Source organism: Chromobacterium haemolyticum DSM 19808, from assembly GCF_000711885.1.
Taxonomy (GTDB): domain Bacteria; phylum Pseudomonadota; class Gammaproteobacteria; order Burkholderiales; family Chromobacteriaceae; genus Chromobacterium; species Chromobacterium haemolyticum.
In genome coordinates this window covers 259,555-284,225 of sequence record NZ_JONK01000005.1, presented here as the reverse complement: position 1 = coordinate 284,225, position 24,671 = coordinate 259,555, and the positions used below count along the sequence as shown (strand labels likewise).

Here is a 24,671-nt window from a genome sequence, read left to right as displayed (position 1 = left end):
CGTTTTCAACGCCGTATCGCCAACGCGCGCCAGCGTGTAAACGGGTTCTCAGGCCGGCTGCTGCTGGGTGGCGCAATGAATGCCGCCGCCGCCGGCTGCGATGCCGTCGATGTTCAACTGCACCACTTCGCGCTGCGGAAACAACTCGCGCAGCGCCGCCCGCGCGTTGCGGTCCGCCTTGGCGTCGCCGAACTCCGGCGCAATCACCGCGCCGTTGCAGACATAGAAATTGATGTAGCCGGCCGCCATCTCATGCCCCTCGTACTCGGGCCGCACCCGCTCGGGCCCCGGCAAGACCACCACCTCCAGCTTACGGCCGCGCGCGTCCCGCGCCTGACGCAGCAAGGCCAGGTGGCGACGGGTCACAGCGTAATCGTAGGACTGCGGATCCGTGTCCAAGCCGGCCACCACCACGCCGGGGCGGACGAAACGGGCGTAGAAATCGGTATGACCGTCGGTGATGTCGCGGCCGGCGATGCCGGGCAGCCAGATTACCTTGTCCACGCCCAGCAGCCGGCGCAGTTCGCGCTCGCACCGCGCCTTGTTCCAGCCGGGGTTGCGGTTGGGGTTGAGCACGCAGCTTTCCGTGATGATGGCGGTTCCCTCGCCGTCCACTTCAATGCCGCCGCCCTCCAGCACCAACGAGGTCCTCACGGCCGGCGCCCCGCTCTTGGCCGCCACCGCGGCGGCCACTTTGGCGTCCCGACGGTGCGCCTGCTTGCCGCCCCAGCCGTTGAAGTTGAAATCCACCGCCGCCGGCGCCCCGCCTTCGCCCTTGACGAAGACCGGGCCGCTGTCGCGTATCCACAAATCGTCCAGCGGTTGCTCCAGCAGCTCCACCTTGGGGCCGCACAGCTTGGCCGCCAGTTCCATGTCCTCGGCGCGCGCCAGCATGCGCACCGGCTCGTGGGCGGCGATGGCCTGAGCCACCCGCGCCAGATCGCGCCGCACCACCGGCAGCAAGTCATCGCCCCACACCTCCAGGCTGGGACCAAAGGCCATCCAGGTGGCCGCGTGGCGTTCGCCCTCGTCCGGCATGCGGTAGCCGGGCGCGCTCGGCGCGCCGCTCCAGCCGCGGGCGGCCAGCAGGCTCCCCGCCGTCAACAGGCTAGCGCCCAGGAAGTGTCGTCTCGTACTCATCGCCGCGTCTCCAAGACCGGTTTCCAGCCACATGGCTGCGGTCAGCATTGTGCAAGTGGACATACATTTGAAAAAGCGATGAATTTTGCGGAAACCTATCTATTTCTATCATGTATTTGTCTCCGCCGCGCGCTGGCGACGGGAATGACATAAGCTGAAAACGAACGACCGGAGGGACCGTCATGCGTCTCGCGCTTTGCCTTCTCATCACCGCCATTGCGGCCCAGGCCTTCCCCGCTTGGGCGCAAGACCCCGAGCTGGTGATGGGCTACCGCACCAATGAGCGGCGTCCCTATATCGAGGACGAGAGCGACGACGGCATCTATAAAACCCTGTACAGCCGCGCCTGCCAGCGCATCGGCTGCACGCTGAAAGTGGTGCGTCTGCCAAAGAAGCGGGTGTTGCAAGCGCTGGCGCAGGGCGAGGTGGACTTCTACCCCGGCTACACCTACAACGCGGAGCGCGAACCAATCGTCCTGTTTGTGGCCAACGGCCTGCGTGAGCGCCATGTCATCATTACCCGCGCCAAACACGCGCCCGTACGCGGCTACGCCGATCTGGACAATAATGTTGAGTTGCGCAGCCTGGGCAACCCGGACCTGCTTCCCCCTCCCTGGCAAGCGCGCACCAAGGTGCTGCAAGTGCCGGAGCTGGATGTCGAACGCGCCTTCCGCCTGATCAGCGCCGGCAAGGCGGATTTCTACATCTATGACGAACTCACGCTGCGCTTCTACTGGGAACGGCTGCGGCCGGCCGGGCTGACGCTGCACCCGTCGCTGGAGCCCTGGCAGGCAATGCATATGGGCTTTTCCAAGCATTCGCGCTTTTACCGGGCGCTGCCCAACCCGGATTACCGCGCCGACCAGCCGCTAAGCCCGGATAACTACCCGCAACGGCTGGACCCGGCCTCTCTGGCCGGCAAGCTGAGCACGGCCTTGCAGGCGATGAAGCAGTCCGGCGAAACCGAACGCATCGTCGAGCATTTTCTCCAGACGCCGGCCCGTTGAATAGAGGCCGCCGGCTCCCGCCCGCATAAACAAAACCCCTGAAGCCGCCATGCGGCGCGTCAGGGGTCCATTAAGGCGTTTTCAATGCCGATCGCCAAGAGCCTGTTCAAGTCTCGCGAGCAAGGGCGAGACAAGGCGAAAACGGCTGAGAAAGCGGAATGTACATAGGGTACATGAGCATTTCGAAGCGGTACTCACCGTGTCACGCCTCACGCAGCGCAGCAGATCGTAAACAGGTTCTAGGGCGTAACCCGCATATACGGCGTAGTGTTCAACGTCGCGGTAATGGAACAGCCGCCGGACAACTTGGCCGCATCCAGGCCGATCACGGTTTCGCTGCCGTTGTCGGCCACGCTGCCCACAATCTTGGTGGGACCGCACAGGCCGCCGGCGATCGGCGATTTCACATTCACCGACACATTATCCAAAGTCAGTTGAGTCGCGGTGTCCACGTGACCGGTCCACGGCGAGGCGACCGAGGCGGTGGGCTTGATCAGCTTGCACAGCGCGCCGCCGCTGAACGAGGCGCTGGTGATGGCCACATTGCCGTAACCGTCCACGGTGCCGCTGAACACCGCCTTGCAATCCAGATCAATGCCCAGCTTGCCCACCTTGGCCGGCCCCACCGCGGAAAACGGCATGGCCGCGCCGCCGGGGCCCGGCGGGGTGATGGTGACGGCGAAGGCGGAAACGGCGACCAGGCTGAGTGCAGCGGCGGCGAGACAATGGGAAAAGCTCATGACGGCTCCTTGCTTGAGAAGGTTGATTCATGCCAATTGGCAAGAAGCCCATAAATTAAAATGCCATTTAAATTAATCGTTTGATTTTCATCAAGCCGCCGTCCGTCGGCTGCCTGACCTATAGGCTGATGAACAAGCGCCAGCTGTCGGCGCCAAAATCCGGTCGCTCAAAGGCAAACAGGCTTCCAGAGCGGAACCTGTTCAAAGTCTCGCAGCAAGAGCGAGACAAGGCGAAAACAGCTGAAAAGGCGGAGTGTACACTCGGTACATGAGCATTTTGAAGGTGTACTCACCGAGCCACGTTTCACGACGCGTAGCAGATCGTAAACAGGTTCTCAGAGCCTGTTCACGATCTCGCGAGCAAAAGCGAGACAAGGCGAAAACGAGCGAAAAAGCGGAATGTACACGTGGTACATGAGCATTTTGAGCTTGTTTTTAACGCCGTATCGCCGCAGCGCAGCAGATCGTGAACAGGTTCTCAGGGAATCATCACCGTGAACTGACCAGGCGAGTTGATCTTGATCACCCCGCCCCAGTTGCACATCAGCATGCTGTTGCTGTCCAGCGCCGGCATATTGCCAATCAGCACCGTGGGCGCACCCGGCGTCCACGGCGCGGCGGTGACCGGGATGCAGGGCATGGGCGTCAGCACGCCCATGGCGGCGGCGGTGGCGGCCGCCACCATTGGGTTGGCCGGGCTTTGACACATGCCGAAGGGCATGACGTTGAGCATGGGCACATGGTCCATGATATTGGCGGCCGGCACGCCGCCGGCCATCACCCGGTTGGCGGGCAACACCATCAGGCTGTTGGGGGCGACGCCGAAGCTGCATTGCAGCATCGCGCCCATGCACACTTGCGGACATCCCATGCGCGTTTCCTCACTCCGGCGGGCCAATACATGACATCGTCACGCCAAAGCGAGCCATCGTCAAGCGCGGCCGCGCCAGCCCTGGCCGCGCCGGGTCAAGACTCGCTCCAGCCCCAGCAACAACAACGACACCCCGGCCGAGCTCAGCGCGATCAGCGTGGCCATCGCCGCCGCCGCCGCGGTGTCGCCGGCGTCGTCCATGGTGACGATGGCCACCGCGGCCAGGCTATTGTCCGGACTGGCGATGAAGATCAGCGCCGACAACGTGGTCATCGCGGACACGAACAGATAGCGCATCACGTCCAGCAGCGCCGGCAGGCACACCGGCAGCGTCACCCGCCGCAACGTCACCCAGAACGGCACTTTGAGCGAGGCGGCCACCGCTTCGAACTCGCCGTCCAGTTGCTTGAGCGCGGTGCTCATGGTCAGGTGGCCGGTGGTGTAGAAGTGGGCGATAGTGCAGGCGGCCATCAAGGTCATGCCGCCGTAGAGCCCATGCAGCGGATTGTCCGGATGGTTGAAGAAGAACACATAGCCCAGACCCAGCACCAGGCCGGGCACCGCCATCGGCAGCATGGCGAAAAAGCGCAACAGCGCGCGGCCCAGCGGCGCGGCCGGCAGCTTCTCGCAGGCGTAGGCGCCGGCGAACACCAGCAGGCTGCCCGCGCCGGCGGTGATGCAAGCCAGCTTCAAACTATTGAAATAAGCGCTCCAGCCGCCGCCGTCCACACTGTCGAACTGGTAGTGCGCCAGCGTCAGGCTTAAGTCGTAAGGCCAGTATTTGATGAAGGAAGCCACGACGCCCACGCCCAGCAAGGCCAACAGCGGCACCGAGATCATCGCCAACAACAGCCCGGCGGCCGCGTCGCGCCATGGCCCGCGCCCCGGCGAAAACGGCACCGCGCGCGCCCCCAGCGCCGCCTGCTGGCGGCGCGCCATGCGCCGCTCGATAAAGAAGGAAAACACCGCCGGCAGCAGCAGCATCAGCCCCACCACCGCGCCGCGCGGGAAGTGTTGCTGGCCCACCACCTGTTTGAAGGCTTCCACCGCCAGCACGTTGTAGTCGCCGCCCACCACCTTGGGTACGCCGAAATCGGTGATCACCAGGGTGAATACCACCAGGCCCGCCGAGGCCAGGCCATAGCGCGCGCCCGGCAGGGTGATGGTGAGGAAACGACGCAGCGCGCCCGCGCCCAGCGCGCGGCCGGCCTCGTACAAACGCGCGTCCGAGGCCGACAACGCGGTCAGCAGGATCAGCAGCGCATGCGGAAAGGTATAGAAAGCCTCGCCCAGCACCACGCCCCAAAAGCCGTAGACGCTGCCGCCGTCCAGCCAGGATTTGAGCAGGCCCTGGTTGCCGAACAAATACACCAGCGAGATGGCCGGCATCAGCGACGGCGCCAAGAGCGGCGACAAGGCGATCTGGCGGAACACCCCGCGGCCCCAAACGCGGCTGCGGCTCAGCCCCCAGGCAAAGGCGAAGGCCAGCGGCAACACCAGCGCGGTGACGGTCAGCGCCAGCCACAGGCTGTGCCGCGCGGCGCGCATCAGGCCGGGGCTGTCCAATACCTGAGCGAAATTGGCCAGGCCGACAAAGCCGCCGTCCATGTCCAATACCGATTTGCCGAAGATGAACAGCAGCGGCAGGCCAAGCGCCAAAGCCAGCAGCGCCGTCAGCGTCCACACCAGCGCGGCGGCGGCCCGGCGCTCGCCGCAGGCCGGCGCGGCGCGCCAGCCGTTCAGCGCGCGGCTCAGCATGCGCCCTCCCCGGCATAGGCGCGCAGCAGCGCGGCCGGCAACTCCACCGGCACCACCTCGCCCGGCGTCAGCGGCTGGCGCTGCAGCATGGACGGACAGATTTCCGCTTGCAACGCCAGGCCGGGCATGGCTTCCGGCTGCAGCCGCAGCCGGGTCATCGCGCCGCCGAAGCTGATGTCGGCCACCCGCGCCAGCAAGGTGTTGGGCGCGCCGTCCCAGCGAGCCTTGACGATGATGTCTTCCGGCCGCAGGAACAGGGTCAGCGCCTCGCTCTGCGGCAAGGGCGCGTCCAAGCGCAGCAGGCAGTTGCCGACGGCGGCCTCGTGGCCGTCCAGCCGCCGCGCCGGCAGCCAGTTGGCGGCGCCGACGAATTCCGCGACGAAGCGGCTGGCGGGACGGCGGTAGATCTCGGCCGGCGTGCCGATCTGCTCGATGCCGCCTGCGTTCATCACCACCACCCGGTCCGCGATGGCCAGCGCCTCGGCCTGGTCGTGGGTCACCATCAGCGTGGTGACGCCCAAGCGTTTTTGCAGGCCCTTGAGTTCGTCGCGCAGCTTGTCGCGCACCCGCGCGTCCAGCGCGGACAGCGGCTCGTCCAGCAGCAGCAGGCCGGGCGAGGTGGCCAGCGCGCGCGCCAGCGCCACGCGTTGCTGCTGGCCGCCGGACAGCTGGGCGGGGTATTTTTCCTCGGCGCCGGGCAAGCCCACCAGGTCGAGCAGCTCCCGCACGCGGCGGGCGTGGCGCGCGCCGCCGCCGCGCGGCTTGAGGCCGTAAGCGATGTTGTCCGCGACATTGAGATTGGGGAACAAGGCGTAGCTCTGGAACACGATGCCGTAGTCGCGGCGGGCCGGCGGTTCGCGAGTGATGTCGCGCTCCAGCAAATGGACGCTGCCGGCGTCCGGCTGGTCCAGCCCGGCGATCAGGCGCAACAAGGTGGTCTTGCCGCAGCCGGACGGGCCCAGCAGGCAGACAAATTCACCCTTGCGGATGGACAAGGACACCTCGTCCAAGGCGGTGAAGCCGCCAAAACGGCGGCTGAGGCCGCGGACGGACAGGTGTTCGGACAAGCCGTCCAAACTATCGGCCGGTTTCATGCGCAACTCCAGGGTGTCTTGAAATGAAACGACGCCGCCCGGCGGGCGGCGTAATGGCGGGAACCGGCTCAGCTCTTGGGCTCGGCCTTGCTTTCATAGCGGCGCGACCATTCGCGCAGGATGGCCTCGCGCTGTTTGGCGGCCCAGGCGAAGTTGTTCTTGCTCAGGCGCTGGGCGTGGTCGGCGGGGATGAAGGGGTTGGGTTTGGCCACGCCGGGCATGGCCAGCACCGCATAGTTCTTTTCATACAAACGCATCGCCGGCAGGCTGACCGAGAAGTCCGCCAGCTTCTGCGCGGCGGCCAGCTTCTTGCTGCCCTTGATGATGGCGGTGGCCTCCAGATCCCAACCCAGGCCTTCCTTCGGGTAAATCAGGTCGATGGGCGCGCCCTTCTCTTTCAGCTGGGCGCCTCGGTATTCGAAGGAGATGCCTATCGGATACTCGCCGGCGGCGGCCATCTTGCACGGTTTGGAGCCGGAGTGGACGTACTGCGCCATATTGACGTGCAGCTTGTCCATATAATCCCAGCCCTTTTTTTCGCCCATCATCTGCAACCAGGCGGACACGTCCAGATAGCCGGTGCCGGAGGACGCCGGGTGCGGCATCACGATCTGGCCCTTGTAAACCGGCTTGGCGAGGTCGGCCCAGCTCTCGGGTTTGGGCAGGTTTTTCTTGGCCGCTTCCACGGTGTTGAAACAGATGGTGGCGGCCCACACATTCATGCCGGTCCATTTGGGCGGCTTGGCCTTGTCGACGAATTGCGGGCTCAGCTTGTCCACGCCCTTGGGCGCGTAAGGCTGCAGCATGCCCTGCTGGTCCAGAACCATCAGGCTGGTGGCGGCCAGGCCCCATACCGCGTCGGCTTGGGGATTGTTTTTCTCGGACAGCAGTTTGGCGGTGATGATGCCGGTGGATTCGCGCACGAAGCGGATTTCGATGTCCGGGTTGGCCTTTTCGAAAGCCTCCTTGTACTCCTTGACCTGATCCGCCTCCAGCGCGGTGTACACGGTCAGGGTGGTGGCGGCCTGCGCCAGAGGGGCCGTCAGGCCGGACAGGGCCAGGCCGGCGGCCAAGGCAATCAGCTGTTTCATCGACATCGCTCCAATGGGTTTAGACGTATAGACCTCATGGCCCATGCGCCGTCCTTCAATCAGCCGCCACCTTACGACGCGCCGATGACAGCGCGGTGACGGCCGGGTGAAGCTTGTCTTGCGCGGCTGGATGTCTTCCCGCCGGAGAGCGGCCTACCAGGCCAGCGGCCCTTTCTCGCCGTTGGCGTGCTCACCGTAATACAGCGAGGGCAATAGCCGCGCCAGGCAGCTGAACTCGTTGTAGCAGTGGCGCATCAATTCCAGGCCCAGGCGTTCCGGCACCGGTTCGCCGACGCCGTCGGCCGCGCCCAGCAGAAAGCGGCTGCGCAGCACCGCGCCATGGGCGGTGTCCCGCGTCAGGTGCACCATCTCGCCGTCCAGCGGGTCGCCGTCGGCGCTGAGGCGAGGCTCCTCTCCAAAGGCAATGCGCGCGCACACCGCGGCCGAGACGTCGCCGCGCGCCAGCGCTGCGCTGAGCCGGCCGGCCCCGAAGAAGGTTTCCGGCGGGTGAAATTTCAACACCGCCGGCACCGGCGGGACCTCGCCCAACGCCTCCACCGCGCGCACGGTGGCGCCCACATAGCCGCGGCCGGTGGAGCGGCGTCCATCCCAACTCCGCAGTTCCACATGGTCGTGCGGATGCCACCAGCGGATGTGCTGGGTGGAATCAAAGAAAGTAAACCACCAATCGAACATGCGGCCTGCGCAGCCGGGCAACTCGGTTCGCGCGGCCACCAGCAGCCGGCCATCGTCCAGGCGGCGCACGCCGGTTTCCAGCATGAGCGGGCCGGGCTGCAACAGCTCGTCGTAAGATGTTTCATAGAGAGAATTCACAGTACACTCCTTGGCGTGAAGAATGACAGGGCGGGATGCGCGGCTTCCATTAATTTGGAAACGCATCACGTTTCCATAATGAGGAAGCCATATCCAGATGTCAAGCCAGGATCAAGAGCCGCGCGCACGCGGCCGCCCCGCCATGCCGGAACGGGAGTTGCGTCAACAGGTGCTGGACGCCGCCACCGAACTCTTGCTGAGCCAGGGTTATCAGGCCGCCACCATGGCGGCGGTGGCGCAGCGGGCGGGCGTGGCCAAGAAAACGGTGTACCGCTTCGCCGACAACAGCGAGCAATTGCTGGGCGCGGTCATTCACGGCTGGACCGACGCCTTCGTCGCGCCGATGAGCGAGCCGCTGACGGCCTCCGCCCACCTGCCCCAGGCGCTGGAGGCCTTGCTGAACACAGTGGCGGCCAAGGTGCTGACGCGTGAGGCGGTGGGGCTGTTCCGCCTGCTGATAGGGGACTTTCCCGGCCGCGAACAGGCGCTGGCGCAATACGCGGAACACGGCGTGCAACGCTGCGCCGCGCTCTTGGCCGGCTGGTTGGAACGCCAGGCGGAACAAGGCCTGATCCACTGCCCGCAACCGGCGCAAACCGCCGAACTGCTGCTGGCGATGACGATAGCCGAGCCGCTGCGCCAAATGGCCTTGGGCCTGATCCCGCCGCTGCCGGACCACGATCCCGGCGAACGCATCCACGCCGCGGTGGCGCTGTGCTGCGCCGGGCTGCTGCCGCGCTGAGCCGTCCCGCCGGGCCTTGGGCATACAAGGCACAAAACCTTGACTAAACTATCTGGAAGACAACTCTGTTTGCCGCCATGAGCCTGCGCCGCGTCCTTGATAGCATCGTTACCCGCTTGCTGCTGCTGGCGCTGGGCATCGTGGTCACCGGCACGGTGGCGCGCTACTACGCGGTCAGCCAGTTTCTGCGCGAAGACTTGAGCAAGGTGGTGCAAAACCAGCAGATGGCGCTGGCCAGCTATGTCGCTCGCGACGTGGACTTCAAGATTCAGCAGCGTCAGGCGTTGCTGCGCCGGCTGGCCGCCGAACTTCCCCTGGATCTGCTGCAACGCCCGGCCGAACTGCAAGCCTGGCTGCGCCTGCATTGCGACTTCCAATGTCCGTTCTCGCAAGGCCTCTACGTAGTGACGCCGGATGGCCGCGCCGTTGCCGACTACCCGCAGATGCCGGGCCGCGCCGGCCGAAACTTTTCCGACCGCGACTACATCCGCATCGCGCTGTCCAGCCCGCCCAATCTTGACCGCACCGCCATCGGCCGGCCCATCGTCGGCCGCGTCAGCAAAAAACCGGTGCTGCCGATGGCCGCGGCCCTGCCCTGGCGCCACGGACAGCCGCAAGGCGCGCTGGCCGGCGTCACCGCGCTGGCCGCGCCGGGCTTTCTGGACTTGCTGCTGGCCTCACGCATCGGCGGGCCGAACAGCGGCTTCTTGCTGATCTCTCCGCAAGACCAGATGTTCATCGCCTCCTCCCAGCCTGACATGGTGCTCAAGCCCACGCCGCCGACAGGCATCAACCCCCTGCACGACCGGGCGATGGCCGGCTTTCGTGGCGTCGGCATCACCGTCAACGCCCAAGGGGACGAGGAAGTGTCCGCCATCGCCTCCGTGCCCAGCACCGGCTGGTTCGTGGTGGCCCGGCTGCCCAGCAGCGAGGCCTTCGCCACCGTGGACCGGGTGCAAACCTTTTTACTGAAAAACGCGGCGCTCGCCATTCTGGTGTTCGCCCTGGCCGCGGGCGCGGGCCTGTACCTGCTGTTCCGCCCGCTGTTCCGCGCCGCCAGCCACGCGGACCGCATGACCCGCGGCGAGTTGCCGCTGGAGCCGCTGCCGGTCAAGCGCAACGATGAAGTGGGACATTTGCTGGCCGCCTTCAACCGGCTCTTGAGCAAACTGAACCAACACCAGGCGGAGTTGGCCCGCATGGCCCACCACGACGCCCTGACCGGCCTGCCCAATCGCGCGCTGCTGGCGGACCGCCTGAACATGGCGCTGGCCCGCGCCCAGCGCAAGAAAGGCAAGCTGGGCCTGCTGTTTCTGGACCTGGACGGCTTCAAGCAGATCAACGACAACTACGGCCACAAGGCCGGCGACAAGGTGCTGTGGCAGGCGGCGCAGCGCCTGAGCGGCATCGTGCGCCAGACCGACACCCTGGCGCGCATCGGCGGCGACGAGTTCGTGCTGTTGATCGGCGATCTGGGCGAGGACGCCGAGGAGGTGGCGCGCATCGTAGCGACCAAGTGCATAGAGACGATGCAGACGCCGTTCGACATCGGCGGCGAACAGCGCCTGCTGGGCATTTCCGTCGGCATCGCGCTGGGCAACGGCGAGAGCAGCCCGGACAGCCTGTTGCAGGCGGCCGACCAAGCCATGTACCGGGCCAAGAAATCCGGCCTTAGCGGCTGCGAAAGCATCACGCTGTAAGAGCCTGTTTACGATCTGCCGCGCTTCGTGATGCGCCCCACGGTGAGTACCGCTTCGAAATGCTCACCACGCGCACATTCCGCTTTCACAGCCGTTTTCGCCTTGTCTCGCTCTTGCTCGCGAGACTTTGAACAGGCTCTAAGCATGCGGCGGCCCTGCCAGGCCGCCGCCGCTGTCTACACTATCTCGGGAATAGGCTCGATATAAGCCACCCGCTCGTTATTGTGCAGCACTTCCACCGCCGTATACTTGGGCGCGCCCGGCGGCAACACCCGGTCGTAGCGGGCGTTCGCCACCGCCAGCACCTGCGGCCACATGCCGGGCTTCTGCACCAGGTGCAAATCCAGCATCAGGATGGCCGGGTTGATGCCCTGCGGCTCGCGCATGGTCAGCACCGCTTCCACGCCGGGGTTGGCCACCACCACATCGCCCGCCACATGCAAACTCTTGGGGTGGCCCGGCATCGCGTTCAGCCAGGCATGCCAGTTTCTCGATTGCAAAGCCATGTCCATTACTCCTGCCAATGGCGGGACGACCATTGCATGCGCACCGCTCAGAACCTATTTACGATCTGCTTCGCGTCGGCGATACAGCGTTGAAAACCACTTCGAAATGCTCATGTACCACCTGTACATTCCGCTTTCTCAGCGGTTTTCGCCTTGTCTCGCCTTAGCTCGCGAAATCGTAAACACGTTCTCCGGCGTCCCGCCAGCCGGAAGCGGCGCGCGGCTCGCCGCCACGCTGCCGGCGAGCTGCCCCGGTTATAGCAAGCGGCCGCGGCCTCGCCAGCCCGGTTTTCCAGACATTAAGGACAGTACCGGTCCAAATCCTTGCTCAGCAAACGCAGCAGCCGTTCTCCGGCCTCGGCCAGTTCGCCATCGTTGCGCAACACCGCCGCGCCCGGCGGCGGCGTCAGCGCGGCGGCCTCTTCCAGCCGCTGAGCCACGCGTTCGGCGGACTCGCGGCCGCGTCCGGCCAGCCGAGCTGCCAGCGCCTCCGAACTGGCGACGATCCATACCGGCCTCAGGCCGGGAAAACGCCGCGCCGCCAGCGGCAAGGCCGAACGCGAACCGTTAACCACCACGTCCAGGCCCTGATCCAGCCACAGCGCCACCTCCATCCCCAGGCCGTAAGCCAGGCCGTGCCGCCGCCAGCTCAAGGCGAAACAGCCGCTGCGCTCGCGCTGTTCGAACTCCTCCAGGCTCAAGGCCACGTGGTTCTCGCCGCCGGCGTCCGCCGGCCGTGTGATGTAGCGGTGAGCGAACACCAGCCGGCCAGAAGGCGGCAGCCGCGCCCGCGCGTAGGCCAGCAGGCTGTCCTTGCCGGCGCCGGATGGGCCAATCACATACCACAGCGCGCCGGGTTCAGGCTTCATAACGCGCCGCCTGGCCGTCAAAGCCGCAATGCGCCAGGTAGCGGAAGGGCTCCCCCGCCGCCGCTTCGACGAATACCGCCACGCCATCCACCCTTGCGCGGGCGAAAGCGGCGAAGTGCCGGCGCGCCGCCTGCTCCAGCGCCCGCCCCTCCGCGCTGTCCGGCGTCAGCCGGCCGCTCAGCGTCAGGTGAAAGCGGTATTGTTCGAACACATAGGGATAGCCCCAGCGCCGCTGCAGCTGTTCTTGACGCGCGTCCAGGCCGCCGCGCGTCTTCCACGGCGATTCGCGATCAGCCAGCGCTTCCAGCTCAATCACGCAAGCGGCGGCCAGTTCGGCCAGATCCGGCGGCGGCGCCATCGGCCGCAGCGCCAAAAAATCCGCCAGCCAGGCCACTTCCAAACTCAGCTCAAAGGGCTGGAAACGGCGCGCCAAAGCGGCTGTCCGCGCCAACAGCGCCGCTTGGTCCACCCCGGCGCGCAGGGAAAACGGCGCTTTCAAAGTGGCATGCCAGCCGTAACGAGCCGGGACCGCGGTCAGCTCCGCCCAGGCTTCGGCGTCCAGGCCCGGCGCGTGCGGCGGCAACACTTGCAGGCCGCTGTGCGCATCCTGTCCCAGCCAGCCGCTGCCGGCGCGCCAGAAGGCGCTGTCCGGCCTCGGGGCATAATACAGCGCGTAACGCATCAAAGATCCTCCATCACCAACTGCACCAAATCACCGTTGAAACAGGTGATCCCGTACTGCACCGGCCGCCCCTGGGTGTCCACGTTCAAGGACTTCACGTGCAATACCGGGCGGTTTTTGGGCAGGCCCAGGTAGTCCACCGTCTCGCTGTCCGGCAGCCGCGCGCTGACGCGGGTGAAGCGCCGGGTGTAATCGTCCACGCCGAAATGCGCCAGCGCGCGCGTCACGGAGCGCTCTCTTCGGTAGATCTCCGGCAAGCCGGGGAAGCGCGCCGCCGGGAAGAACAGCGTCGCCCAATCCACCACCCGCAGCTCCACCCGGCTCAGGGTTTTGATGCGCAACAGCGGCTCGCCCACCGCCACTTGCAGCAGCTCGGCCAGCTCCGCGTTGGCCGGCACCGTGTCGCTGGCCAGGACGTCGATATCCGAACTCAAATTCTGGCTGGCCATGTTTTGGGAAAAGCGGGTGCGCTTGCTGATCGCGTAATCAATCGCGTTGTCCTGAACGAAGGTGCCGCGGCCCTGCTCCACCCGCAGCAAGCCGCGCTCCACCAAGGTGGCCACCGCTCGCCGTATGGTGTGGCGGTTGACGCGAAAGCGCTGAGCCAATTGCAACTCGGTGGCCAATTGCTCGCCGGCGCGGATCGCCCCGCTGGCGATCTCCTCCGCCAGGCTGTTTTCTATCTGCCGCCAAACGGCGACGCCGGAACCGCGTTCAATCATCGTTCAAATCCTTTCTCCCCCCGAGGCGGCCTAGGTCTAGCCCCGCCACCAAACCGTCACAAAACCTTCATCGCCGCATGCTGTTTGCGCTTTGTCGCCGGCCATTATCATGGATACGTCTATACGTTTATATGAATTTTTATTGAAACCGCACAGGGGAATACCCGATATGGAAACCTCGACCAGACAAAACTGGCTCAGCGTGCTGGCCCACACTCCGCCGCCGCGGCTGCGCCGGCTGCTAAGCCCGCAACTGCCGCCGGCGCCGCAAGTGGAATGGCTGCGCCGCGCTGAAACCGGGCTCGTCATGCTACAGGCCCGCGCCGGCGGCGGCGGCGCCCGCTTCAATCTGGGCGAAGCCAGCGTCAGCCGCGCCAGTTGCCGGATAGCAGGCTGCCTGGGCCACGGTTGGGCGCTGGGCAGCAACGGCGAACACGCCGAGTTGATCGCCCAGGCCGACGCCTTGCTGCAGGATCCGGCGCGCCAAGACCAGCTGCTGGCGTTATGGATCGCGCCCTTGCGCGCCGAACGCGCCGCGCGCCGCGACCACGCCGCGCGCGAAGCCGCCGCCAGCAAGGTGGAGTTTTTCACCCTGGTCAGGGGGAAATGAGATGCGCGCCGCCTTCGCCGATCCGGTCCACGACAGCCAGCGCTGCTTCCGCGCCGCGCTGGCCGCGCTGGCCGAACCCTTGCTGCCGCAAACGCTGCCGGCCTTGCCGCCGGAGCTGCCCGGCCTGATGCCGGCCACCGCCGCCCTGCTCTACACCCTGCTGGACCAGGATGTCGGCGTCTGGCTGCCGCCGCTGCCGGCTGACACCCTGGCCAGCCTGCGCTTCCATACCGGCCTGCGCCTGGCCGCCGCGCCGGAACAAGCCGACTTTGTGGTGCTGCCGCTGGGCGCGCCGCTGCCGCCGCTGGCCGCGCTCAAGGCCGGCGAGCCCGAATACCCGGACCGGTCCGCCACCGTGCTGCTGGAAACCGCCGGCTTCAACGCCGAGCAAGTGGAAGCCGGCGGACCGGGCTTCGCCGCGCCGCGCCGTTTCGGCATAGACGGCGCGCCGGACGGTTTCTGGCGGCAATGGCGGGACAATCACGCCCGCTTCCCGCTGGGCGTGGACATCTTGCTGATCAGCGGCGAGCGCGTGGCCGGCCTGCCGCGCAGCACCCGCGTCAAGGAGGGTTGATATGTACGTAGCCGTCAAAGGCGGAGAAACCGCCATCGCCCGCTCCTGGGACCTGCTGGCCGCCAAGCGCCGCGGCGACGCGGCGACGCCGGAGCTGAGCCTGGCCCAGATCCGCGGCCAATTGCGGCTGGCGCTGGCCAGAGTCATGCAGGAAGGCTCACTGTACGACGAGGAGCTGGCGGCGCTGGCGCTGAAACAAGCGGCCGGCGACTGCGTGGAAGCCGTGTTCCTGCTGCGCGCCTTCCGCACCACCCTGCCGCGCTTCGCCGCCAGCCGTCCACTGGACACCGCGGCGATGCGGGTGCGCCGCCGCGTGTCCGGCACCTTCAAAGACGTGCCCGGCGGCCAGGTGCTGGGCCCCACCGCCGATTACACTCAGCGGCTGCTGGACTTCGATCTGGCCCAGGCCAGCGAACCGCCCGCTCCTGCTCTGTCTGACTTGCCGCTGCCGGAACGGCTGCCCTGCGTGCTGGACGCCCTGGCGCAAGAAGGCTTGATAGAGCCGGAAACGCCGCCGCCGGGCGACCCGGAGCCCGTCGACCTGACCCGAGAGCCCTTGCTGTTCCCCGCCGGCCGCGCCGCCCGGCTGCAAAACCTGGCGCGCGGCGACGAAGGCTGGCTGCTGGGCCTGGCTTACTCCACCCAGCGCGGCTACGCCGAAAGCCATCCCTTCGCCGGCGAAATCCGCATGGGCGAAGTCAGCGTCTTGGTCTGCCCGGAGGAACTGGGCTTCGACATCGACATCGGCGAAATCACTCTGACCGAATGCCAGATGATCAACCAGTTCGCCGGCAGCCGCAGCGCGCCGCCGCAATTCACCCGCGGCTACGGTCTGAGCTTCGGCGAAGCCGAGCGCAAGGCGATGGCGATGGCGCTGGTGGACCGCAGCCTGCGTGCCGCCGAGCTGGGCGAGCCCGCGCACGCGCCGGCTCAGCAGCCGGAATTCGCGCTGTGCCACAGCGACAACGTCGAAGCGTCCGGCTTCGTCCAGCACCTCAAGCTGCCGCATTACGTCGACTTCCAGGCCGAGCTGTCGCTGATCCGCCAACTTCGCAGCGAACACGCCGCCAAGGAGCAACAAGCATGAACACCGCCGCGCCATGGGCGTACAACTTCGGCTTCCTCGATGAAAACACCAAGCGCATGCTGCGCCGGGCCCTGCTCAAAGCCGTGGCCGTGCCCGGCTGCCAAGTGCCCTTCGGCGGCCGCGAAATGCCGCTGCCCTACGGCTGGGGCACCGGCGGCATTCAAGTGACCGCCTGCGTGATCGGCCGCGACGACGTGCTCAAGGTCATAGACCAGGGCGCCGACGACACCACGAACGCGGTCAACATCCGCCGCTTCTTCGCCCGCGTCGCCGGCGTGGCCACCACCACCCGCACCGCCGAGGCCAGCCTGATCCAGACCCGTCACCGCATTCCGGAAACCCCGCTGCGCGCCGGCCAGATCATGGTGTTCCAAGTGCCGGAACCGGAACCGCTGCGCACGCTGGAGGCCAGCGAACAGGAAACCCGAAAGCTGCACGCCCATCAGGATTACGGCCTGATGCACGTCAAGCTGTACGAGGACATCGCCCGCTACGGCCACATCGCCGCCAGCTACGACTACCCGGTCATGGTCAACGGCCGCTACCTGGCCTCGCCATCGCCGATCCCCAAGTTCGACAACCCCAAGCTGGACAAAAGCCCGGCCCTGATGCTGTTTGGCGCCGGCCGTGAAAAACGGCTGTACGCGATCCCGCCTCACACCCAAGTGGAAAGCTTGGCTTTCGACGATCACCCCTTCCAGACGCAAAGCTGGGAACAAGCCTGCGCGCTGTGCGGCGCACGCGACAGCTACCTGGACGAAATCATCACCGACGACGCCGGCGCGCGCCAATACGTCTGCTCCGACAGCGATCACTGCCGGCAACGCCGCGACACACAGGACAATCCGCAATGACCCCGCCCCTCCTCAGCGTCCGCGGCCTCGGCAAGGACTACGGCAACGGCAACGGCTGCTTCAACGTGGACTTCGACCTCTACGCCGGCGAAGTGCTCTGCGTGGTCGGAGAATCCGGCTCCGGCAAATCCACGCTGCTGGCCGCGCTGGCCGGCAAGCTGGCCGCCGACGCCGGCAGCGCGCGCTTTCGCGAACGCGACGGCCGCGAACACGAACTCACCGCCATCGCCGAATCCGAGCGCCGCCGGCTGGCGCGCAGCGAATGGGGCTTCGTGTCCCAACACGCCCGCGACGGCCTGCGCATGAACGTCTCCGCCGGCGCCAATATCGGCGAGCGGCTAATGGCCCTGGGCCAGCGCCACTACGGCCAACTGCGCCAAACCGCCGGCGACTGGCTGGAGCGGGTGGAAATCGGCCGCGCGCGCTTGGACGACCCGCCCAGCGCCTTCTCCGGCGGCATGCAGCAGCGGCTGCAGATCGCCCGCAGCCTGGCCACCCATCCGCGGCTGGTGTTCATGGACGAACCCACCGGCGGCCTGGACGTCTCGGTGCAAGCCCGTTTCCTGGACCTGACCCGAAGACTGGTGCGCGACAGCGGCATCGCCGTCATCATGGTCACCCACGACCTGGCAGTGGCCCGGCTGCTGGCGCAGCGCACGCTGGTGATGCAAGGCGGCCGCGTAGTGGAAGCCGGCCTCACCGATCAAATTCTGGACGACCCGCAGCATCCGTACACCCAGCTGCTGGTATCCTCCATCCTGCAGGCCTGAAGCCATGAACGTATTGATAGACGCAAGGCAAATCAGCAAAACTTTCACCCTGCACCAGCAAGGCGGCCTGACGCTGCCGGTGCTCGACCAAGTCTCGCTGCAAGCGGCCGCCGGCGAATGCGTGGCGCTGGCCGGCCCTTCCGGCGCCGGCAAGAGCACGCTGCTCAAGGCGCTGTACGCCAATTATCTGGTTGAGCGCGGCAGCATCCGCATCCGCCATCGCGGAAACTGGCTGGACATGGCCGCCGCGCTGCCGCACGAGATCGCCGACGCCCGCCGCCACACCCTGGGCTACGTCAGCCAGTTCCTGCGCGCCATTCCGCGGGTGCCGGCGCTGGACATCGTCGCCGAACCGTTGTGCGAATGGGGCGTGGACGCCAACGAGGCGCGGCGCGAGGCAGGCGCTTTGCTGGCGCGGCTAAACATCCCGGAGCGGCTGTGGCGGTTGCCGCCGGCCACCTTCTCCGGCGGCGAACAACAGCGGGTCAATATCGCGCGCGGCATGATCGCGCCGCGGCCCATCCTGCTGCTGGACGAGCCCACCGCCTCTCTGGACGCGGCCAATCGCGCGGTGGTCGTCGACTTGATGCGCGAAGCGCTGGCGCGCGGCGCGGCGCTGGTGGGCATCTTCCACGACGAGGCCACCCGCGACGCCGTCGCCCACCGCGTGTTTGAAGTACCGCTGGCAAACAAACCGGAAGCCTTAGCATGAAACGGATCTTGAACAACGCCAGGCTGATCCTGGCCGACGACATTCTTGAGCGCGGCGCGCTGGAGATCGACAACGGCGTCATCGTCGCCATCCACTCGCGGCCGCTGAGCGCGCCGCCGCCGCATAGCGAGGACCTGAACGGCGACGACCTGTTGCCGGGTTTGGTGGAAGTGCATACCGACAATCTGGAGAAACACCTGATGCCGCGCAACGGCGTGCTGTGGCCCACCCTGCCGGCCGTGGTCGCCCACGACGCGCAATGCGTGGCCGCCGGCATCACCACAGTGCTGGACGCCCTGTCGGTGGGCGATCTGGAAGGCGACAGCGTACGGCTGGACACCCTGCAAAGCGCCTTCGAGGCGATAGACGCCGGCATGCGCCAGCGCGTATTCCGCGCCGAGCATCTGTTCCACTTGCGCTGCGAACTGGCCTATCCCCAATTGCTGGACGCTCTGTCGCCCTTGATCGGCCACCCGGCGGTGCGCCTGGTGTCCTTGATGGACCATACCCCCGGCCAGCGCCAATACCGCGACTTGGCGCAATACAAGAAGTACTACGCCAAGAAAAACGTCAGCTGGAACGACGACACCTTCCTCGCCGCGGTGGAACAGCGCAAACTCAAGCAGCGGCAATACGCCGGCCGTCACCGCCAGGCGGTGGTGGAGCTGGCCCGCGCCCGCGGCGTCGCGCTGGCCAGCCACGACGACACCGAACTCAGTCATATCGACGAGGCGGTGCGCGACGGCGTGGCCATGTCCGAATTTCCCACCACCTTGGCCGCCGCCCGCGCCGCGCGCGACCAAGGACTGATGACGGTGATGGGAGCGCCCAATATCGTCCGCGGCGGCTCCCACTCCGGCAACGTCGCCGCCTTGGAGCTGGCCGGCCACGGCCTGCTGGACATCCTGTCCTCCGACTACGTGCCCGCCAGCCTGCTGCACGCCGCCTATCTGCTGGGCCGCCAGCCGGGCTGGAATCTGCACCGCGCAATAGCCACCATCACGCGCAACCCGGCGCGAGCGGTGGGCCTGGCGGACCGCGGCGCCGTCGCCGTAGGCCAGCGCGCGGATCTGGTTCAGGCGCGCGAACGGGACGGCATCCCGCTGGTGCGCCAGGTATGGAGCGCCGGCCAACGCGTATTCTGAGAACCTGTTCAAAGTCTGCTGCGCTTCGGCGATACGGCGTTGAAAACACCCTCAAAATGCTCATGTACCCTCTGTACACTCCGCTTTTTCGGCCGTTTTCGCCTTGTCTCGCTCTTGCTCGCGAGACGTTGAATAGGCTCTGAGAATCTTCAAAGTCTGCCGTGCGTCGGAGATACGGCGTTGAACAGGCTCTGAGAACCGGTTTACGATCCGCTGCGCTAGGCGACGCCGCCTTGCTCTGGCCGGATTCTCCTCACGCCAAAAGGGCCGCGTTATCACAACGCGGCCCTATTTCATTTCAATCCGAAAATGTCTACTTACACCCGCTCCGGCAAGGCGAGAAGAAACCCGCGCCTGACTTTGCTGCCACAAACCAGGCGCAGGCGCTCACTCGCGCCGCAACGGCGCATTCAACGCTTTCTCCTTGCCAATATGCAAGAGCAGCATCAACACGCCAATGCCCAGCGCTTTCATTCCGCACCAGAACAAAGCAATGCTAAATACCCGATAACATACAAAGCCGATCAGCGACACTGTTGATTTCCCAATCCAAAAATACACGCCACTACTGACCAAAAATCAAATTGAAAAGGATTCTGATTTTACCGCCCAATAAATATCTAATCGCTCTTTACGCGTCAGATACACTTTACCGCCCACACCGCCGCCTTTGTAATGCGAAGCTGCATATTCTCAAGGCGCGATATAGACCTGGCACCACCGCGCCCATGGCGCTGGTTTTTCTGATCAGGTTTTCTATATACACCGTCAAGCTCTCCAGATCTTGCCGCCAAATCATCTGCCGCTCTCGGGCCAACCCCTCCAATACCTTTTCATTTCTCGCTATTAACATGGCTACTTGCCTCCCAAAAACATGAGCGGCCAGCTTAACCCCATTGATACTAAATGTCTTTATCTTAATCAGTACAATTTATTATCAGCCATTAGAAATGATTATCGTTATAGCGGTCCTGAAAGAACCGGAAATGTCCAATACAGTCCCAAGCACAGGGCCGGAACAGCCTCAGCAATCATTATCATTCCTTACCACCCCTGGCAAAAAGCTTAATTCTCAAGCCTTGCGCCCCCACCCATCCAAACTGCATGCTATGATCTGCACTCTGTTCCGTGGGCACGAAATCCGATTTCGTCAGCCTAAATGTATTGAATAACGACACCACATTAATCAGCATGCAATATAAAAACAAAGACCACGACAACGCCGGCGCTCCGCTAATGGAGCAACTCGCCAACAGCGCGAAACTCTCCGCTCTGATCCTATGCCTGGACCAGGCCCAATTGCTGAGCGAGCAACTGTTAAACGAACTTAACAGCAGAGATAAAAGAATTAACGCGATAGAGCAAGAGCTGCTTCTGGCGCAACAAGAAATCAAACAGCTTAAATCCACTCATTAAAAAAAAGGCGGCGCTGGCTCAACAAGCCGGCTCCGCCATTTCACTGCCCCGTCTATTCCATCCAATCCTAGTTAGATAGCGCCCGCCTATCTTCATTGACGGTTTTCTGCCCCAGATTTTCAAACACTGCGCTCGCCGGATTGACCAATACGGACCTTTTCCGCCCCGCTACCGCGCCGGAGCGCTGTAATCGGGACGCTACAATTCCGTAGTCATCGCCCCCTACTCTGGCCTTTTGCCAAATTCATGGTTTTCGTTGCGAACAGGCCACGTCGAATACGCATGACTCCCCGGCGCCGCCATCCCGGCGGCAATGCCCAACAGGCCTGAGTTCCAGCAGATTTCGCCGCGCGCCCGCGCCTGCGCCCCATGCGGCGGCAGCGGCCATCCTCTTGAAAAGAAGCGGATTTTGTTGGAAAATATTTCACGTCAAACCAAGAGCGCCCCTGGCGCTCTTGTCATTTCCGCTTACCTTTCGGCTCCCCCGCAGCACCACTTGGCAAGGCCAGCTTGGCAGTTGGGTATTGCTATCTATAATCGATTTAGAGCAAATTACCTATGGGGTAATTTAAAATATCGCCGACCCCGCATTGGCCGTAATATCAAATTTTCCAATACCGGCCTTCGCGTGGACAGAAAGATTATAAAAATGAGATTCCATATTGAAGACAAAGTCGTCTTCGACCCTGATGAAGGCAGCCTGCTGCCCTGGGATCAAGACAAGATCATCTTGAAGTACAACGAAGCGTTGCTGCTCAAGCTCTTGCTCTCCGGGCTGTTCGAAAAAAACGAGCTGATTGAAAACGTATGGGGGAAAACCATCGTCACAGACTCCAGCTACCACAAGCTGGTGTTCGATCTGCGCGCACAACTTGAGAAAAGCGGGCTGGACCCCAAGATCATCAAGACCATTCCAAGACGCGGCTGCCAATTCGTCGGCGCCTTCGTCCTGCTGGAACCGCAGGCGGACGCCGATAGCCCATCGCCGGCGACGGAAGCCGGCCCGCAGGAGACCCGCCCCGCGCCCGCGCCACAACGACGCAAAGCCCGCTGGCGTTTGCCGGCCCGCATTGATCGCCGCCAGGCGCTGGCCGCGCTGGCCATCATCGCCCTAGGCCTGCTGCTGGGCTGGCATGCCTCTTGGTGGATTCCGCAAATGAATATTCATAAAATGCGCGACGGCGCGCGCAGCCTGTTCGTGGTGGGCAATGTCTACCGCGACGCGCCCAAGCTGCCGGAAAGCGGCGGCGACGCCTTCTACATCAAAAGCGGCAAGTGCACGGCGAGCTATCTGTGCGACAAGAAATACGGGAGCGATCTCAATTGCAAAAACAAAATCGTTTTCTGATCGCTCTCGGATTGTTTCTGGTCGCGCTCTACCTGGGCTATGCCAGCCGCAACTACATCATGGACAGCCGCACCATCTGCACCGCTCGCATCTCCGAGCTGCGCTTCCCGCGCCACAGCGGCGAAGTCGCCACCACCAGCGGCTTCATCGACCTGGACATGAAGAACGAGACCATCCACTTCTTCCTGCATTCGCCCACCGGCGATTACATCAACCGCCTGCTGCAGTTCAAAACCAGCTACGGGTGGAACGGAGAAGCCAACGCGGTCACCATCGTTAAAAAGACCAAGTCGCCGTCCGAATACGGCAGCCTAGCCAGCGAGTACCACATTTTCGACATCGGCACCCGCCACCTGATCAATATGGTGCCGGTCACCAACCATGTCACCCAAGTCAATTTCGACTCGATCAGCTTTTTCTGCGAAAACCAGGAAATTCTCTAAAGAGCCTGTTTACGACCTCGCGAGCGAGGGCGAGACAAGGCGAAAACCACGGAGAAAGCGGAATGGTCATGTGGTACATGAGCATTTCGAAACGGTACTCACCGTGTCACGTCTCACGAAGCGCAGCGGATCGTAAACAGGCTCTCACGGCAAACCAGGCCTCAACCCGGCGGGGTCGGCACCACCGGCCCGCCGGGTCTTGAGCCTGTCTGTCAGAAATAGGCCATCGCGTAAGTCATCGCCCCCACCAGGCTGCAGAAGATCAGGCTGTGCTTGAGGGTAAAGCGGAACAGGTCCGCCTCCTTGCCCACCAAGCCCACCGCCGCGCAGGCCACGGCGATGGATTGCGGCGAAATCATCTTGCCGGTGACGCCGCCAGTGGTGTTGGCCGCCACCAGCAGGATGTCGGACACGCCCAATTGATGCGCGGTGGAAGCCTGCAAGGCCGAGAACAAGGCATTGGACGAGGTGTCGGAGCCGGTCAGGAACACCCCCAGCCATCCAAGGAAAGGCGAGAAGAAAGGAAAGGCCTTTCCGGTATTGGCCAGGCACAGCGCCAACGTGCTGGACATGCCGGAATAATTGGCGACGAAAGCGAAGGCCAGCACCATGCCGATGGACAAGATGGGCCGCCTCAGTTCGGCCAGGGTTTCACCGAAGGCGGCGACAGCCTGCGCCGGCCGGAAACGCAGCAGCACAATGGACAGCAATGCCGCGACGAAGATAGCGGTGCCCACCGCCGACAGCAGGTCCAGCTTGTACAGCGCCTCGTAAGGCTTGTCCACGGCCACGATCGGCGCGGTCTTGATCACCAGATTATCCAGATGCGGCACGTGGAACTTCAACACCCAATGCTCCAGCGCGCCCCCCTTGGCGAACAGCGCCTTGAACGGCTTCAGGCTCCACAAGGTCACTAGCGCGGTCAGGATCAGGAACGGCCCCCAAGCGCGGGCGATCCGTCCCAGACTAAAGCCGGAAGCCTGGCGCGGGCTGGGCGCGCGGCGGCCGGCGAAGGTGAAGATCTCGCGCGGCTGCCATACTTTCAGGAACAGCGTCAGGCACACCAGGCTCACCAGCGCCGAAGTGATGTCCGGCAGTTCCGGCCCAATGTAATTGGAGGTGAAATACTGGGTGACGGCGAAAGAGCCCCCCGCCACCAGCACCGCCGGCCAGGTTTGGCGCACACCCTTGAGGCCGTCCATCATCATCACCAGCCAGAACGGCACCAGCACCGACAAGAAGGGCAACTGATGGCCGGCCTTGGCGCCGATGGCGAAAGGGTCCAGCCCGGTCACCTGGCCGGCCACGATAATGGGGATGCCCATCGCGCCGAAAGCCACTGGCGCGGTATTGGCGATCAGACACAGGCCAGCCGCGTACAAGGGATTAAAGCCCAGCCCCACCAGCAACGCGGCGGTAATGGCCACCGGCGCGCCAAAGCCGGCGGCGCCCTCCAGAAAGGCGCCGAAGGAAAAGCCCACCAGCAGCATCTGCAGACGCTGATCCTCGGTCACCGACAACACCGAGGCGCGGATGATGTCGAACTGCCCGGTCTTGACGGTGATCTTGTACAGAAACACCGCGGCGATGATGATCCAGGCGATGGGCCACAGGCCGTAGGCGAAGCCGAAACCGGCGGCGGCCAACGCCATGTCCGCCGGCATGCCGTAGAACAGCGTGGCCACCAGCAAGGCCAGCAGCACGGTCAGGCTGCCGGCGACATGGCCCTTGAGCCGGAACACCGCCAGCGCCAGGAAAAAGAAAATAATCGGCAGTGCCGCCATCAGCGCCGACAGCGCCATGCCGCCGGACGGAAAGTAGTTTTGGGTCCAGACCATGATGTCTCCTCTGTAGTCTCTCCTTCTCCTTGCGCGCACGGGACGCCGCGCGGCGGCGGGCTAGCCGCGGCCGTGTGGACGGAATGCGCTCAGGGAAGGATGTTTACGGGCGTTTCAA

The 24,671-nt window shown here is 64.7% G+C and carries 26 protein-coding genes; 13 read left to right on the top strand and 13 right to left on the bottom strand.

The features are described from left to right. Window positions 1-48: 48 nt before the first annotated feature. Window positions 49-1,140 carry an agmatine deiminase family protein gene (locus tag BR71_RS05045; protein ID WP_043633654.1) on the bottom strand — a complete coding sequence of 364 codons (1,092 nt, stop codon included), beginning with the start codon at window positions 1,138-1,140 and terminating at the stop codon, window positions 49-51. Window positions 1,141-1,322: 182 nt separating this feature from the next. Here BR71_RS05045 and BR71_RS05040 point away from each other — a divergent pair, with 182 nt between their 5' ends. Further along, window positions 1,323-2,147, top strand: a complete 825-nt coding sequence (locus BR71_RS05040) for a substrate-binding periplasmic protein (protein WP_043633456.1) — start codon at window positions 1,323-1,325, stop codon at window positions 2,145-2,147. Between the two features lie 239 nt (window positions 2,148-2,386). Here the strand turns inward: BR71_RS05040 and BR71_RS05035 are convergent, their stop codons facing one another. The 6 genes from BR71_RS05035 to BR71_RS05010 all read right to left on the bottom strand — a co-directional run bounded on the left by BR71_RS05035 (window position 2,387) and on the right by BR71_RS05010 (window position 8,535). Then, window positions 2,387-2,887, bottom strand: coding sequence for a hypothetical protein (locus BR71_RS05035; protein WP_043633452.1), 501 nt, complete (start codon window positions 2,885-2,887; stop codon window positions 2,387-2,389). Window positions 2,888-3,365: 478 nt separating this feature from the next. Then, a complete protein-coding gene (locus BR71_RS05030) occupies window positions 3,366-3,758 on the bottom strand; it encodes a DUF4280 domain-containing protein (RefSeq protein WP_043633449.1) in 393 nt (130 codons plus the stop codon). 60 nt (window positions 3,759-3,818) lie between these two features. Further along, window positions 3,819-5,516: a putative 2-aminoethylphosphonate ABC transporter permease subunit gene (locus BR71_RS05025; protein WP_043633446.1), complete on the bottom strand. Its 1,698-nt coding sequence runs from the start codon at window positions 5,514-5,516 to the stop codon at window positions 3,819-3,821. After that, entirely contained in the window at window positions 5,510-6,610 is a 1,101-nt protein-coding gene (locus BR71_RS05020) for a putative 2-aminoethylphosphonate ABC transporter ATP-binding protein (protein WP_052370342.1), read from the bottom strand. The genes BR71_RS05025 and BR71_RS05020 overlap by 7 nt, the downstream gene beginning before the upstream one ends. 68 nt (window positions 6,611-6,678) lie before the next feature. Continuing rightward, window positions 6,679-7,701, bottom strand: coding sequence for a putative 2-aminoethylphosphonate ABC transporter substrate-binding protein (locus BR71_RS05015; protein ID WP_156038823.1), 1,023 nt, complete (start codon window positions 7,699-7,701; stop codon window positions 6,679-6,681). Between the two features lie 153 nt (window positions 7,702-7,854). Continuing rightward, window positions 7,855-8,535 (bottom strand): DAPG hydrolase family protein, encoded by a 681-nt coding sequence (locus tag BR71_RS05010; RefSeq protein ID WP_156038821.1) that lies wholly within the window; start codon window positions 8,533-8,535, stop codon window positions 7,855-7,857. A gap of 97 nt (window positions 8,536-8,632) precedes the next feature. Here BR71_RS05010 and BR71_RS05005 point away from each other — a divergent pair, with 97 nt between their 5' ends. Both BR71_RS05005 and BR71_RS05000 read left to right on the top strand, forming a co-directional pair. Then, window positions 8,633-9,277: a TetR/AcrR family transcriptional regulator gene (locus BR71_RS05005; protein WP_043633440.1), complete on the top strand. Its 645-nt coding sequence runs from the start codon at window positions 8,633-8,635 to the stop codon at window positions 9,275-9,277. Between the two features lie 77 nt (window positions 9,278-9,354). Further along, window positions 9,355-10,977 carry a diguanylate cyclase domain-containing protein gene (locus BR71_RS05000; RefSeq protein WP_043633437.1) on the top strand — a complete coding sequence of 541 codons (1,623 nt, stop codon included), beginning with the start codon at window positions 9,355-9,357 and terminating at the stop codon, window positions 10,975-10,977. A gap of 176 nt (window positions 10,978-11,153) precedes the next feature. Here the strand turns inward: BR71_RS05000 and BR71_RS04995 are convergent, their stop codons facing one another. From BR71_RS04995 to phnF, 4 genes are all read right to left on the bottom strand, one after another. Continuing rightward, a complete protein-coding gene (locus tag BR71_RS04995) occupies window positions 11,154-11,483 on the bottom strand; it encodes a hypothetical protein (protein WP_043633645.1) in 330 nt (109 codons plus the stop codon). A gap of 299 nt (window positions 11,484-11,782) precedes the next feature. Next, window positions 11,783-12,352, bottom strand: a complete 570-nt coding sequence (gene phnN / locus BR71_RS04990) for a phosphonate metabolism protein/1,5-bisphosphokinase (PRPP-forming) PhnN (RefSeq protein WP_043633434.1) — start codon at window positions 12,350-12,352, stop codon at window positions 11,783-11,785. Continuing rightward, window positions 12,342-13,034 carry a DUF1045 domain-containing protein gene (locus tag BR71_RS04985; RefSeq protein WP_052370340.1) on the bottom strand — a complete coding sequence of 231 codons (693 nt, stop codon included), beginning with the start codon at window positions 13,032-13,034 and terminating at the stop codon, window positions 12,342-12,344. Before BR71_RS04985 ends, phnN begins: the two co-directional genes overlap by 11 nt. Next, on the bottom strand, window positions 13,034-13,756 hold the full coding sequence (gene phnF / locus BR71_RS04980; RefSeq protein WP_019103506.1) for a phosphonate metabolism transcriptional regulator PhnF: 723 nt from the start codon (window positions 13,754-13,756) through the stop codon (window positions 13,034-13,036). The genes BR71_RS04985 and phnF overlap by 1 nt, the downstream gene beginning before the upstream one ends. 169 nt (window positions 13,757-13,925) lie before the next feature. On the opposite strand from phnF, the gene phnG reads away from it, so the two are divergent. Genes phnG through BR71_RS04945 form a run of 7 tightly spaced genes read left to right on the top strand, consistent with a single transcriptional unit; the run spans window position 13,926 to window position 19,508 of the window. Continuing rightward, window positions 13,926-14,366, top strand: coding sequence for a phosphonate C-P lyase system protein PhnG (phnG, locus tag BR71_RS04975; protein ID WP_043633431.1), 441 nt, complete (start codon window positions 13,926-13,928; stop codon window positions 14,364-14,366). Window position 14,367: 1 nt separating this feature from the next. After that, on the top strand, window positions 14,368-14,940 hold the full coding sequence (gene phnH / locus BR71_RS04970; protein WP_043590162.1) for a phosphonate C-P lyase system protein PhnH: 573 nt from the start codon (window positions 14,368-14,370) through the stop codon (window positions 14,938-14,940). 1 nt (window position 14,941) lies between these two features. Then, on the top strand, window positions 14,942-16,027 hold the full coding sequence (locus tag BR71_RS04965) for a carbon-phosphorus lyase complex subunit (protein ID WP_043633428.1): 1,086 nt from the start codon (window positions 14,942-14,944) through the stop codon (window positions 16,025-16,027). Further along, window positions 16,024-16,881 (top strand): alpha-D-ribose 1-methylphosphonate 5-phosphate C-P-lyase PhnJ, encoded by an 858-nt coding sequence (locus BR71_RS04960; protein WP_043633426.1) that lies wholly within the window; start codon window positions 16,024-16,026, stop codon window positions 16,879-16,881. The genes BR71_RS04965 and BR71_RS04960 overlap by 4 nt, the downstream gene beginning before the upstream one ends. Beyond that, on the top strand, window positions 16,878-17,651 hold the full coding sequence (phnK, locus tag BR71_RS04955) for a phosphonate C-P lyase system protein PhnK (RefSeq protein ID WP_019103501.1): 774 nt from the start codon (window positions 16,878-16,880) through the stop codon (window positions 17,649-17,651). Before BR71_RS04960 ends, phnK begins: the two co-directional genes overlap by 4 nt. Before the next feature lie 4 nt (window positions 17,652-17,655). After that, entirely contained in the window at window positions 17,656-18,363 is a 708-nt protein-coding gene (gene phnL, locus BR71_RS04950; protein WP_043633422.1) for a phosphonate C-P lyase system protein PhnL, read from the top strand. Beyond that, the gene (locus BR71_RS04945; protein ID WP_043633418.1) at window positions 18,360-19,508 is read left to right on the top strand and encodes an alpha-D-ribose 1-methylphosphonate 5-triphosphate diphosphatase; all 1,149 of its coding nucleotides are present in this window, start codon (window positions 18,360-18,362) and stop codon (window positions 19,506-19,508) included. The genes phnL and BR71_RS04945 overlap by 4 nt, the downstream gene beginning before the upstream one ends. A 387-nt stretch (window positions 19,509-19,895) precedes the next feature. On the opposite strand, the gene BR71_RS24035 is transcribed toward BR71_RS04945, so the two are convergent. Further along, the gene (locus BR71_RS24035) at window positions 19,896-20,042 is read right to left on the bottom strand and encodes a hypothetical protein (protein ID WP_156038819.1); all 147 of its coding nucleotides are present in this window, start codon (window positions 20,040-20,042) and stop codon (window positions 19,896-19,898) included. A gap of 594 nt (window positions 20,043-20,636) precedes the next feature. Between BR71_RS24035 and BR71_RS04935 the strand changes: the two genes are divergently transcribed. The 3 genes from BR71_RS04935 to BR71_RS04925 all read left to right on the top strand — a co-directional run bounded on the left by BR71_RS04935 (window position 20,637) and on the right by BR71_RS04925 (window position 22,715). Further along, complete coding sequence (locus tag BR71_RS04935) at window positions 20,637-20,924, top strand: hypothetical protein (protein WP_156038817.1); 288 nt, start codon at window positions 20,637-20,639, stop codon at window positions 20,922-20,924. 313 nt (window positions 20,925-21,237) lie between these two features. Continuing rightward, a complete protein-coding gene (locus tag BR71_RS22760) occupies window positions 21,238-22,272 on the top strand; it encodes a winged helix-turn-helix domain-containing protein (protein ID WP_081862553.1) in 1,035 nt (344 codons plus the stop codon). Next, window positions 22,248-22,715 (top strand): hypothetical protein, encoded by a 468-nt coding sequence (locus tag BR71_RS04925; protein ID WP_019103496.1) that lies wholly within the window; start codon window positions 22,248-22,250, stop codon window positions 22,713-22,715. Before BR71_RS22760 ends, BR71_RS04925 begins: the two co-directional genes overlap by 25 nt. Before the next feature lie 212 nt (window positions 22,716-22,927). Here BR71_RS04925 and BR71_RS04920 read toward each other — a convergent pair whose 3' ends face one another. Beyond that, a complete protein-coding gene (locus BR71_RS04920; RefSeq protein WP_107733068.1) occupies window positions 22,928-24,556 on the bottom strand; it encodes a lactate permease LctP family transporter in 1,629 nt (542 codons plus the stop codon). Window positions 24,557-24,671: the final 115 nt, after the last annotated feature.